This is a genomic window from Pseudomonas sp. GW-45 (assembly GCF_056896675.1).
Window position 1 is genome coordinate 3,433,105 of the sequence record NZ_CM167674.1, and the last position, 11,619, is coordinate 3,444,723.

Below are 11,619 nucleotides of genomic sequence, written 5' to 3' on the forward strand. Positions count from 1 at the left end.
CAGGGTAGTATTGAGAAAATTTTCGCGCCAAACTCGAGGAGAACATCATGGGATTTGCCTTTTCTAACGACCTGAAACTTGAAAGCAAGGCCTTCGCTGCTGACGGCGTGATCCCCAGCAAGCACTCCGGTGAAGGTGCCGACGCCTCCCCCGCGTTGAGCTGGAAGAACGCGCCAGAAGGCACCAAGAGTTACGCGGTTATCTGTCACGACCCGGATGCGCCTCTGATCTCTGCCAACGGCACTTACGGCTTCGTGCATTGGGTGCTTTACAATATTCCCGGTGATGTCAGCGAGCTGGCTGAGAGCTGCAACGATTACACCCAGGGCAAAAACAACTTTGGCAAAATGGGTTACAACGGCCCTATGCCGCCGGAAGGCCACGGGCAACACAAATACTATTTCTGGGTGATTGCACTGGACGCGGAGTTGAACCTGCCAGAAGGTCTGAACCTGTGGCAATTGCTTGAAAAGATTGAGCCTAATGCCAAAGCGATGAACCGTTTAATTGGTACTTACCAACGCGGCTAAGTGCCTGATTTTTTGTGTTATCGATGGCCCGGCGCTTTAGCACGGGCCATCTTTATTGTGCGCCAGCTAATTAGCCACTAATTTGTTTTTAACCCATGCAGCAAGCCTCTTTGCGCATGAGTAATTGCCCCGGCGCATGATGCTTGATTCGTGTCGCCAAGCTTGATTGTCCGCAAACTTAACTTCTCTTTATTATGGCCGTCATACTTAAGCCGCTAGCCAGATGGAATTCTCTTAATGAGCACAACTACGCCCGCCAATCACGCGTTTGACCGGGCAATTGCCTTGCAACCGCTGTCGAACAATCTGTTTTCCGGCAAGACCAGCGATGACTACCAAAATATGGTTGGCCCATTTGGCGGGCTCACTGCCGCCATTCTGCTCAATGCCGTGCTTCAGCACCCTGAGCGGATCGGAGAACCCATTTCGCTGACCATCAACTTCGCCGGCCCAGTACAGCCTGGTGCATTCGAAATTGAAGCCACGCCTATTCGCACCAACCGCTCCACTCAGCATTGGTTACTGCTACAGCGTCAAGGGGGTGAGGTGGTCACCAGCGGTACCGCTTTTTTTGCCACGCGCCGCGAGACCTGGTCAGAGCAGCAGCAGCCCATGCCCGAAGCCGTTTCGGCGGATAGCTTGCCTTTGGTGATCCGCAAAGAGCGGCGCTGGTTTGAGAATTACGATTTCCGTTACGTGTCGGGGATATTCAACCCCGCCATCCCCTCCGAACAGGAAAGCGGCGATACCGATACCCTGTTATGGACCCGCGATATCCCTGCCCGACAGCTGGATTTTGCTTCATTGACCGCCATGGGTGACGTATTTGCGCCGCGTATTTTCCATCGCCGTCAGCGCTTTACCCCCGCTGGAACGGTCTCGCTGACGCACTACTTCCACGCGGACGCAGCGCAGCTAATCCAATCGGGTGACCGCCACATTCTCGGCCACGCCCGCGCCGCGCGTATGCACAACAATTATTCGGATCAGATTGCTCACTTGTGGAGCGACGATGGGGTGCTGCTGCTGACCTCGACGCAGGTAGCCTACTACAAGGAATAAAACGAGAGAGGGTTGCAATCCGGCCCGCTGCCGACGCAACCCTCTAGGGAAAGGCTCAGCCGAACAGCTTACCCAGCTCAGTACGCAGCGGCGCGTGCATCCGTGCACGCGTTTCGCGGTAGGCCGTGCGGTCCAGTGCAGCCAATTGATGCGTTTTGGCGCGGGCGCGCTCAAGCAGTTGCTCGGCGCTCTGCAGCTCATCAAGAAAGCCTGCTTCCAGCGCCTGTTGCGGATTCAGGTATTCGGCTTGCAAAGCACAGCGATTCAGCCACTGTGGCGCTAAGCGCGCGCGGGCCTGCAACATGGCGCCAACCGGCATAGTCATGCCAATCGCAACCTCATTCAACCCGATACGAAAATCACCTGCTGCACCCACTCGGTAATCCGCCAACAGCAATACGAAAGCGGCTTTGGCCATAGCATGCCCGGTACTGGCAACAACCAAGGGTGCGGGGTAATCCAGCAGTGCCAGGGTCAGGCGATCACCTGCGGCACGCATGGCGTCGCAGGCTGGCCCACCGGCGTCGATCAGCTTGCGATCATAGCCACCACTGAAACAACCGGCACGACCACTGATCAGCAGCGCTGCATCCGCTGCGGCTGCCTGTGTGATAGCGGCCAAAAGCGCTTCCAACATGACTTCTGAGAGCGCGTTGACCTTGCCGTCATCCAACTGAATTTCTGCAATGCCGTCCGTTATCGTCAGCGACAGGCCACTCATGCCTTAGCCTCACCACGTGCTTCGTCACGCAGCACGCGGCGCAGCAGCTTACCGACGGTCGACTTAGGTAAATCGTCGCGAATTTCCACGTGCTTGGGGATCTTGTAGCCCGTTAAGTGTTCACGGCAATGAGCAATGATCGCCTCCGACGTGAGCCCCGCATCATTCAGGCTGACATAAATCCTGATTGCTTCGCCGGTACGCTCGTCCAACACTCCCACGGCAACACACTCACGAATACCGGGATGGCACATGACCGCGTCTTCGATCTCGTTGGGGTAAACATTAAAACCCGATACCAGAATCATGTCTTTCTTGCGGTCTACCAACTTGAGGAAGCCCTGATTGTCGATCAAGCCAACATCACCGGTTTTCAACCAGCCATCTTCAGTAAAGGTCGCCGCCGTTTCATCGGGACGATGCCAATATCCCTGCATCACCTGAGGCCCGCGAATAAGCACTTCACCCGGCTCACCGCGCGGCGTTTCAACACCATCGTCGTCCACTGTCTTAAGGAAAGTGTCGATCACCGGCAAACCAATAAAACCTTCTTTATAAGGCGTCTTTGAAGTGGAGGCGACCACCACCGGAGAGGTCTCGGTCAATCCATAGCCTTCACGGATCACGCTACCGGTACGCGCTTCCCAGCGTTTGGCAATCTCAGTGTTCAGCGGCGCGCCGCCAGAGTTGACCCACTTCAGCCGGCTGAAGTCGATATTGTCGAACTCGGGGTGATTCATTAGCGAAACGAACAGCGAGTTGATGCCGGTCAGCAGGGTGAAGGGGTGGCGTTTTAGATCATTGATCATGCCGTCCAGATCACGCGGATTGGTAATCAGCACGCTGTGGAAACCGGTGAAGACCGAGGCAATGCAGTTCGCCGTAAAAGCGAAGATATGATAAAGCGGCAGCGGTGAAATACGCACTTCGTTGCCGTAGTCGACGTCCCCTTCCTTCAAAATGCTGACCGCCTGCAGAACGTTGCAGAGGATGTTGCGGTGGGTCAGCATGGCGCCCTTGGAAACGCCCGTAGTGCCGCCGGTATACTGCAGCAAGGCAATATCGTCGACGCCCCGTCCGGTCTCTACCGCCGGCAACTCATCGCCCAACCGCAGCGCTTGCATAAAGCGCATTTCGTCAGCTTCGCTGCTGTCGTATTGCGGATTGGCGAAGTCGTCCATGCTGGTGACAATCAGGGTCTCGATGTCGGTTGAGCCCTGAATTTTGCGTACCAGCGGCACCAACTTATCCAGCACCACAACCGCCTTAGCGCCGGAGTCAGAGAACTGATGACGGGTCTCATAAGCTGTGTACTGTGGATTGGTGTTAACGATCACCAAACCTGCACGTAACGCACCGAAAATCGCAATTGTGTACTGCAACAAGTTAGGCAGCTGAATCGCTATGCGGTCACCGGGGTCGAGCTGAGCATGTTGACGCAGGTAACGAGCAAAAGCATCGGCGCGGCCACGCAGCTGATTGAACGTCAGAGTATCTGCGCCACAGGAGAAAGCGGGGCGGTCAGCGTAGCGAGCACAGGCGCTGTCCAGAATATCGAAAAGGGTGGTATGACCCAGCTCATCAAGCTGAGTGCCGACGGCATAGTGTGCGGGTGTCGACATCTTGACCTCGTTTTTGGACTGTTATTTTGCAGAGCGGAATGCAGTACCAAAAAGATGCTATTCTATTAGACCTTACTGTGCAATGATCGAGACAATTACCCTTTGGTATCGCTGTGCAGAACACCCGTACATGGTATCTTCCGACGCTACTCGACAACAATAATAGTCAAGCATCGAACAGTCAGAGCGCCGCTCATCGGCCAGTAATCCAGGATGCGCCAGCAAGGTATAAAACGCGATGAAAGAAGAGCAGGAAAATAGCAACGCCCCGGCAACCGCCAAGGATCGCAAGTTCGTCGAAGCGCTCTCGCGCGGCTTGGACGTCTTGCGCGCTTTCAGCCAAGGCGCAGTGGTGATGGGCAATCAAGATATTGCACGCATCACCGGGCTGCCCAAGCCCACCGTCTCGCGCATGACTTATACCCTGACCAAGCTGGGCTATCTTAGCTACTCGACTCAATTGGAAAAGTATCAGCTCGACTCTGGCGTCTTAGCGCTTGGTTACGCCTATGTATCCAATCTGCGCGTGCGTCAGTTGGCGAAACCCTATCTGGATGAATTCGCCCGCACCACCAACACCTCCGTAGGGCTGACCTGTCGCGACCGCCTTTCAATGATCTACGTTGAAAACTGCCGCCCATCAGAAACGACCTCATTGCGCATGGATGTTGGCGTCCGGCTGCCTCTCGCCACCACTGCCGCTGGTCGAGCTTATCTGGCGGCAATGAAAGACGAAGAGCGAGGTCACGTGATGGATGCGATTAAAGCGCGCAATCCTGAGGCTTGGCCCGAACTTGAAGCGTCGCTGCAAAAGAGCTTTGCGGAATACGAGAAGCACGGTTTCTGCCTGTCGCTGGGCGACTGGGACCGCAACGTCAATGCCGCCGGCGTGCCCCTGCATCTACAGGACGGTAGCCTGATGGTACTGACTTGTGGCGCACCCTCTTATCTGGTCTCAGAGGAAAAGGTACAGAACCAGCTGGCTCATCAGTTGGCCATGTTAGCCCGCGACATAGAGCGGTTGGGCGTTTGACGCTCAACCGTTCAGCGACAAGCTAGCCATGCTGATCACAACCCTGACTCATACCACTCCAGCCCAGGCTTGAAGCTTGCCGCCGTGATGAATCGCGCCCCCGCTAGCGCCGGAGCGATTCATCACCTTTACTGATAAACCCCTATTTCGCACAAACAGGGCATCGACAAAGCTGTTATTTTTTTGTATTTTGCCTAGCGAAACATGGTTTCATTATTTCGCATAGTGAAACGCACTTAGCCACTTAATTACGGAGGTCAAGCATGTCGGACGTAGTCACGCTGGAACGCAAAGGCGCCATTGCGGTAGTCACCGTCAACAATCCACCGGTCAATGCACTCGGCATTGCCGTGCGTGAAGGCCTGCAAAACAGCTTCAAGGCTGCCGAAGCGGATCCTGAAGTAAAGGCTATTGTGCTGGTATGTGAAGGATCAACCTTCATCGCCGGGGCTGATATCAAGGAATTCGGCAAACCACCGCAAGAGCCGAGCCTGCCCGACGTAGTTAGCTTCATCGAATCCGGTAGCAAGCCTAGCGTTGCCGTGATCCACGGTACCGCCCTCGGTGGCGGCCTCGAAGTTGCGGTTAGCTGTCATTACCGCATCGCCCGCAAAGACGCCAAGGTCGGTCTGCCAGAAGTTAAGCTAGGCCTGCTGCCCGGTGCCGGCGGCACTCAGCGCCTGCCACGCCTTACCGGCGTCGCCAAAGCGCTCGACATGATCGTCAGCGGCGCGCCGATCAGCGCCACCGAAGCGCTGGAACTCGGCGTCGTGGACCAACTGATCGAAGGCGACCTGCTGTCCGCCGGCTTGGCTTACGCAGACCAGCTGATTGCCGAAGGCAAGGGCCCACGTCGCACCGGTGAGCGCACTGATAAGCTCGAAGGCGTCGACAATGCTGCTGCCGTCGCCGCCAAACGCGCCGAGATCGAAAAGAAGATGCCCGGCCTGTTCTCTCCACAGCGTTGCATCTCTGCGGTCGAAGCGGCTTTCACCCTACCGCTAGCCGAAGGTCTGAAGCGCGAGCGTGAGCTGTTTGCCGAGTGCTTGGTGTCGCCACAGCGCGGAGCGCTGGTACATGCTTTCTTCACCGAGCGCCTGGCCTCCAAGGTCGACGGCCTGGCAAAAGACACGCCAGTCCGTGACATCAAGTCGGCAGCCGTGATCGGTGGTGGCACCATGGGTGTCGGCATCGCCATGTGCTTTGCTAACGCTGGTATTCCGGTCAAGGTACTGGAAATTACCGCAGAAGCTCGCGACAAGGCCATGCAACGTGCCCGTGACACCTACGGCATGAGCGTCAAGCGCGGCAGCCTGACCGAAGCGGCGCTTGAAAAACGCATGACGCTGATCAGCGGCGTGACCGACTATGCCGATCTAGCTGACGTTGACCTGGCCATTGAAGCCGTATTTGAAGAAATGGGCGTCAAGCAGAAGGTATTCAGCGCATTGGACGCCAATTGCAAGCCGGGCGCGATTCTGGCCAGCAATACTTCTTCGCTGGATCTGAACGAGATCGCCGCGTTTACCAAACGCCCTGAAGACGTGGTGGGCTTGCACTTCTTCAGCCCAGCCAACGTAATGCGCTTACTGGAAGTGGTCCGTGGCGAAAAAACCGCCGACGACGTACTGGCGACCGCCATGGCCATTGGCAAGAAGCTGAAGAAAGTCGCCGTGCCGGTTGGCGTCTGCGACGGCTTTGTTGGCAACCGCATGGTATTCCAGTACGGCCGTGAAGCCGAGTTCCTGGTGGAAGAAGGTGCTACCCCGGCACAGGTCGACGGTGCCTTGCGCAAGTTCGGCATGGCCATGGGCCCGTTCGCCATGCGCGACCTGTCTGGTCTGGATATCGGCCTGAGCATCCGTACCCGTCAGCGCCAAACGCTGCCGGCTGAGTTCAAGCTGCCACTGGTTTTGGATAAGATGGCTGAAGCCGGTATGCTGGGTCAGAAGACCGGCAAAGGCTTTTATGTTTATCAAGCGGGCTCCCGTACCCCGTTGGAGAACCCGGAATTGCCGGCGATTCTTGAAGCCGCTTCAAAAGAGCAGGGTGTCGAGCGCCGCGAACTGTCTGATGAGTACATCATCGAACGCACTATCTATGCCCTGATCAACGAGGGTGCCAAAATCCTCGAAGAAGGCATCGCTCAGCGCGCCAGTGATATCGACGTGATCTATCTCAACGGTTATGGCTTCCCGGCTTTCCAGGGTGGCCCAATGTTCTACGCCGACACCGTTGGGCTGGATGTTGTCTACGCAAAAATTTGCGAGTTTCACGAGCAGCACGGTGCCTGGTGGAAGCCAGCCGCACTGCTGGAAAAACTGGCCAAAGAAGGCCGCAAGTTCGCCGACCTTTGATAAATCAGGGTATTCGGTGCTGAAAGCAGCACCGAATACCCGCACTACAACGAGGACTTACAATGGACATCCATTATTCTCCCGAACAACTCGCCTTCCGCGATGAAGTACGTGAGTTTCTGAAACAGGAGCTGCCTGCCGACATCGCTCAGAAGGTCAAGCTGGTCAAGGAGCTCAGCAAGCAGGACCACGAACGCTGGCAGAAAATTCTGTCAAAGCGCGGCTGGTATGCGCCAGGCTGGCCAGTTGAGCACGGCGGCACCACATGGGGCCCGATCGAGAAGCACATCTTCGACGAAGAGTCCGCTGCTTACGGCGCACCCCGTCTGGTACCCTTCGGCGTCAACATGGTTGCTCCGGTTATCATCAAATTCGGTAACGAAGAGCAGAAAGCGACCTACCTGCCACGCATCCTCGATGGCACCGACTGGTGGTGTCAGGGTTATTCCGAGCCCGGCGCCGGTTCCGACCTGGCCTCGCTGAAGACCCGCGCAGTGCGCGATGGCGATCATTACATCGTCAACGGTCAGAAGACCTGGACTACCCTGGGTCAGCACGCCAACTGGATCTTCTGTCTGGTACGTACCGATCCTGAAGCTCAACAGCAGCGCGGTATCTCCTTCCTGCTGATCGACATGGCTACTCCCGGCATCACCGTTCGCCCAATCATCACCCTGGACGGCGATCACGAAGTCAACGAAATCTTCTTCGACGACGTGAAAGTCCCGGTAGAGAACCTGGTTGGCGAAGAGAACAAGGGCTGGACTTGCGCCAAGTACCTGTTGACTCACGAACGTACCGGCCTGGCCGGCATCGGCGCTTCCAAGGCTGCCTTGAGCAACCTTAAGCGTATCGCTTCCAAGCAGCAGAAAAACGGCAAACCGCTGATCCAGGACGCTATGTTCCGCAGCCAGATCGCCGAAATTGAAATGTCACTGATGGCGGCTGAAATGAGCACCCTGCGCATCGTCGCAGCGGCCTCCGAAGGCGGCGTACCCGGCGCAGAAAGCTCTATCCTGAAAGTTCAGGGCACCGAAATCCGTCAGACCATCACTCACCTGATGCGCAAGGCGCTGGGCCCTTACGCCCTGCCCTTCCTGCCAGAAGAAATGGAACTGGACTACGACGGCGAGCTGCTCGTCGGCGACTACGCGGCTTCACCAGCCTCGCAGTATTTCAACATGCGTAAACTGTCGATCTTCGGCGGGTCCAACGAGATCCAGAAGAACATCGTCTCAAAAATGATTCTTGAACTCTAAGGAGGCCGACCGTGGATTTCAAACTGACTGAAGAACAACAGATGCTGCAGGAAACTGCTGAGCGCCTGGTTCGCGACGTGTACGACTTCGAAAGCCGCAGCAAATTCAGCGAAAGCGAAGCCGGCTTCAGCACTGCTTTCTGGCAGCAAATGGGTGAGCTGGGCTTAACCGCCATCCCCTTCGCCGAAGAACTGGGTGGTTTTGGCGGCAGCGGTATCGAAACCATGCTTATCATGGAACAACTGGGCCGCGGCATTTGCCTCGAACCCTACATGGAGTCTGTGATTCTGGCCGGCGGCCTGATCGCTCAGCTGGGCAGCGACGCCCAGAAAGAAGCCCTGATGGGCGATATCGCTTCTGGCCAGCTGCAAGCTGCCGTGGCGCTGGACGAACTGAACAGCCACTACGACCTGGCCAACGTTACTACCACCGCCAAGCAGCAGGGCAGTGACTGGACGTTGACCGGCCGCAAGGGCGTAGTTATTGGCGGCCAGACCGCTGGCAAGATCCTGGTGTCTGCCCGCACTGGCGGCGACACCCGTGACGAGCAAGGCATCAGCCTGTTCCTCATCGACCCAACCGCTGCAGGCGTAAGCCGCCGCGTTTATGCGACCGTTGATGGCCGCAAGGCGTGCGAGCTGTTCCTGGATAACGCCAAGGGCGAACTGCTCGGCGAAGCCGGCAAAGCCTTCGACGCCATCCGCTATCAGAGTGGCCGCGCCATTGCCGCTCTGTGTGCTGAAGCCGTCGGCGCCATGCGCTCTTCATGCGACCTGACTCTGGAATACCTGAAGACCCGCAAGCAGTTCGGCGTGCCGATTGGTAAGTTCCAGGTTCTGCAACACCGCATGGTCGACATGATCAGCGAGCTGGAGCGCGCCACTTCCATGGCAACGCTGGCTGCTTGTCTGGCTGACGACGAAGACAGTGCTGAGCGCAGCGCCAAGCTAACCGCTGCCAAGTTCGTTGTTAACCGCGCGGCAACTAGCGTCGCTGAGCAGTCCATCCAGTTGCATGGCGGCATCGCCATGACTTGGGAGTATAGCGGCGCGCACTACGCCAAGCGTTTGGTTATGATCAGCCACCAGTTTGGTGATGATGACTACCACTTGGAAGCCTACTCCGCACAACTGACTGGCGCTTAAGTCACTTGCGGACTGCCGGGTCGGCGGCCAAATTGGCTGCCGACCCGGCATTTTTGTCTGTAAAAGCGACAATTTGTACTTCCGGGCGCCCTGCGTGCCCGGTATCCTAGGCACCCCTTTTAATGTCATGCGCCCCCGGGCGTCTCAAGACTTGTGGAGGACTAACGTCCATGAAAATCCTCGTTGCCGTTAAGCGCGTGGTTGATTACAACGTCAAGGTTCGCGTCAAAGCGGATAACTCCGGCGTCGATCTCGCCAACGTCAAAATGTCGATGAACCCCTTCTGCGAAATCGCAATAGAAGAGGCCGTTCGCCTGAAAGAAAAAGGCGTCGCGACTGAAATTATCGCCGTCACCGTCGGCCCGACTGCTGCTCAAGAGCAGCTGCGTACCGCACTGGCACTGGGCGCTGATCGCGCTGTGCTGGTCGAGACTACTGACGAACTGAGCTCGCTGGCCATCGCCAAGCTGCTGAAAGGCGTTGTCGATAAAGAACAGCCTCAGCTGGTCATTCTTGGCAAGCAGGCAATCGATTCCGACAACAACCAGACTGGCCAGATGCTGGCTGCGCTGAGCGGTTACGCCCAGGGCACTTTCGCTTCTGAAGTGAATGTTGACGGCGACAGCGTCAAGGTCACCCGTGAAATCGACGGCGGCCTGCAGACCGTTGCGTTGAAGCTGCCGGCCATTGTGACCACTGACCTGCGCTTGAACGAGCCACGCTACGCGTCGCTGCCGAACATCATGAAGGCCAAGAAGAAGCCGATGGAAACCCTCAAGCCGGAAGACCTGGGCGTTAGCACCAGTTCAACTGTGACCACCGTGAAGGTTGAAGCTCCGGCTGCTCGCAGCGCCGGCATCAAAGTTAAGAGCGTCGACGAACTGGTCGATAAACTCAAGAACGAAGCCAAGGTGATCTGAAATGACGATTCTTGTTATTGCTGAACACAACAACGCCGAGCTGAACGCAGCTACTTTGAACACCCTGGCGGCTGCCACGGCCATCGGTGGTGATATCGACGTACTGGTTGCTGGCGAAGGTTGCTCCGCTGTTGCCGACGCTGCTGCCAAAGCGGCTGGTGTAAGCAAAGTACTGCTGGCTGACAACGCTGCCTATGCGCACCAGTTGCCAGAAAACATTGCGCTGCTGGTTGCCGAACTGGGCAAGGGTTATAGCCATATTCTGGCTTGCGCCAGCACCAACGGTAAAAACTACCTGCCGCGCGTTGCTGCGTTGCTGGATGTTGACCAGATCTCCGAGATCATCGCGGTTGAAAGTGCTGACACCTTCAAGCGTCCGATCTATGCCGGTAACGCCATTGCTACCGTGCAGTCCTCTGCTGCCATCAAAGTCCTGACCGTGCGTTCCACGGGTTTTGACCCTGTTGCAGCCGAAGGCGGTAGCGCCAGCGTAGAAGCGGTTGCTTCTGTGCAGGATGCGGGTGTTTCCAGCTTTGTGGGTGAAGAGCTGGCCAAGTCTGACCGTCCTGAACTGGCCGGTGCCAAGATCGTCGTTTCCGGCGGTCGTGGTATGCAGAATGGCGACAACTTTGAGATGCTCTACAAAGTGGCCGATAAGCTGGGCGCTGCTGTGGGTGCATCACGCGCCGCGGTTGACGCAGGCTTTGTACCGAACGACATGCAGGTGGGTCAAACCGGTAAGATCGTTGCACCGCAGCTGTACATCGCGGTCGGCATCTCCGGCGCCATCCAGCACTTGGCCGGTATGAAAGACTCCAAGGTGATCGTTGCGATCAACAAGGACGAAGAAGCACCCATCTTCCAGGTGGCTGATTACGGTCTGGTTGCAGATCTGTTTGAAGCGGTACCTGAGTTGGAAGCCAAGCTGTAATAGGCTGCTTTGTGCTACAAAAAACCCGGCCTCGTGCCG

General features: G+C 56.8%; 10 protein-coding genes. 8 read left to right on the plus strand and 2 right to left on the minus strand.

Annotated features, from left to right (window positions below; genetic code table 11):
* Positions 1 to 47: 47 nt before the first annotated feature.
* Together AC1XYH_RS16190 and AC1XYH_RS16195 are read left to right on the plus strand one after the other, a co-directional pair.
* Positions 48 to 530, plus strand: coding sequence for a YbhB/YbcL family Raf kinase inhibitor-like protein (locus tag AC1XYH_RS16190; protein WP_483324148.1), 483 nt, complete (start codon positions 48 to 50; stop codon positions 528 to 530).
* A 237-nt stretch (positions 531 to 767) separates the two neighbouring features.
* Positions 768 to 1,592 carry an acyl-CoA thioesterase gene (locus tag AC1XYH_RS16195; RefSeq protein ID WP_483324149.1) on the plus strand — a complete coding sequence of 275 codons (825 nt, stop codon included), beginning with the start codon at positions 768 to 770 and terminating at the stop codon, positions 1,590 to 1,592.
* A 55-nt stretch (positions 1,593 to 1,647) separates the two neighbouring features.
* Here AC1XYH_RS16195 and AC1XYH_RS16200 read toward each other — a convergent pair whose 3' ends face one another.
* Both AC1XYH_RS16200 and AC1XYH_RS16205 read right to left on the minus strand, forming a co-directional pair.
* Positions 1,648 to 2,313 (minus strand): crotonase/enoyl-CoA hydratase family protein, encoded by a 666-nt coding sequence (locus AC1XYH_RS16200; protein ID WP_483324150.1) that lies wholly within the window; start codon positions 2,311 to 2,313, stop codon positions 1,648 to 1,650.
* Complete coding sequence (locus AC1XYH_RS16205) at positions 2,310 to 3,935, minus strand: AMP-binding protein (protein ID WP_483324151.1); 1,626 nt, start codon at positions 3,933 to 3,935, stop codon at positions 2,310 to 2,312. The genes AC1XYH_RS16200 and AC1XYH_RS16205 overlap by 4 nt, the downstream gene beginning before the upstream one ends.
* Positions 3,936 to 4,173: 238 nt before the next feature.
* On the opposite strand from AC1XYH_RS16205, the gene AC1XYH_RS16210 reads away from it, so the two are divergent.
* The 6 genes from AC1XYH_RS16210 (at position 4,174) to AC1XYH_RS16235 (ending at position 11,580) form a co-directional block, all read left to right on the plus strand.
* Positions 4,174 to 4,968 carry an IclR family transcriptional regulator gene (locus AC1XYH_RS16210; RefSeq protein ID WP_483324152.1) on the plus strand — a complete coding sequence of 265 codons (795 nt, stop codon included), beginning with the start codon at positions 4,174 to 4,176 and terminating at the stop codon, positions 4,966 to 4,968.
* A gap of 263 nt (positions 4,969 to 5,231) precedes the next feature.
* Entirely contained in the window at positions 5,232 to 7,325 is a 2,094-nt protein-coding gene (locus tag AC1XYH_RS16215; protein ID WP_483324153.1) for a 3-hydroxyacyl-CoA dehydrogenase NAD-binding domain-containing protein, read from the plus strand.
* A gap of 62 nt (positions 7,326 to 7,387) precedes the next feature.
* Positions 7,388 to 8,584, plus strand: a complete 1,197-nt coding sequence (locus AC1XYH_RS16220; protein WP_483324154.1) for an acyl-CoA dehydrogenase family protein — start codon at positions 7,388 to 7,390, stop codon at positions 8,582 to 8,584.
* An 11-nt stretch (positions 8,585 to 8,595) separates the two neighbouring features.
* Positions 8,596 to 9,729, plus strand: coding sequence for an acyl-CoA dehydrogenase family protein (locus AC1XYH_RS16225; protein WP_483324155.1), 1,134 nt, complete (start codon positions 8,596 to 8,598; stop codon positions 9,727 to 9,729).
* A 170-nt stretch (positions 9,730 to 9,899) separates the two neighbouring features.
* The gene (locus tag AC1XYH_RS16230; protein ID WP_483324156.1) at positions 9,900 to 10,649 is read left to right on the plus strand and encodes an electron transfer flavoprotein subunit beta/FixA family protein; all 750 of its coding nucleotides are present in this window, start codon (positions 9,900 to 9,902) and stop codon (positions 10,647 to 10,649) included.
* A gap of 1 nt (position 10,650) precedes the next feature.
* Positions 10,651 to 11,580 (plus strand): electron transfer flavoprotein subunit alpha/FixB family protein, encoded by a 930-nt coding sequence (locus AC1XYH_RS16235; RefSeq protein ID WP_483324157.1) that lies wholly within the window; start codon positions 10,651 to 10,653, stop codon positions 11,578 to 11,580.
* Positions 11,581 to 11,619: the final 39 nt, after the last annotated feature.

What these genes read in the sequence shown, in the direction of transcription:
- AC1XYH_RS16190 (WP_483324148.1), top strand. Translation starts at nt 48, where the DNA reads ATGGGATTTGCCTTTTCTAACGACCTGAAACTTGAAAGCAAGGCCTTC.
- AC1XYH_RS16195 (WP_483324149.1), top strand. Translation starts at nt 768, where the DNA reads ATGAGCACAACTACGCCCGCCAATCACGCGTTTGACCGGGCAATTGCC.
- AC1XYH_RS16200 (WP_483324150.1), bottom strand. Translation starts at nt 2,313, where the DNA reads ATGAGTGGCCTGTCGCTGACGATAACGGACGGCATTGCAGAAATTCAG.
- AC1XYH_RS16205 (WP_483324151.1), bottom strand. Translation starts at nt 3,935, where the DNA reads ATGTCGACACCCGCACACTATGCCGTCGGCACTCAGCTTGATGAGCTG.
- AC1XYH_RS16210 (WP_483324152.1), top strand. Translation starts at nt 4,174, where the DNA reads ATGAAAGAAGAGCAGGAAAATAGCAACGCCCCGGCAACCGCCAAGGAT.
- AC1XYH_RS16215 (WP_483324153.1), top strand. Translation starts at nt 5,232, where the DNA reads ATGTCGGACGTAGTCACGCTGGAACGCAAAGGCGCCATTGCGGTAGTC.
- AC1XYH_RS16220 (WP_483324154.1), top strand. Translation starts at nt 7,388, where the DNA reads ATGGACATCCATTATTCTCCCGAACAACTCGCCTTCCGCGATGAAGTA.
- AC1XYH_RS16230 (WP_483324156.1), top strand. Translation starts at nt 9,900, where the DNA reads ATGAAAATCCTCGTTGCCGTTAAGCGCGTGGTTGATTACAACGTCAAG.
- AC1XYH_RS16235 (WP_483324157.1), top strand. Translation starts at nt 10,651, where the DNA reads ATGACGATTCTTGTTATTGCTGAACACAACAACGCCGAGCTGAACGCA.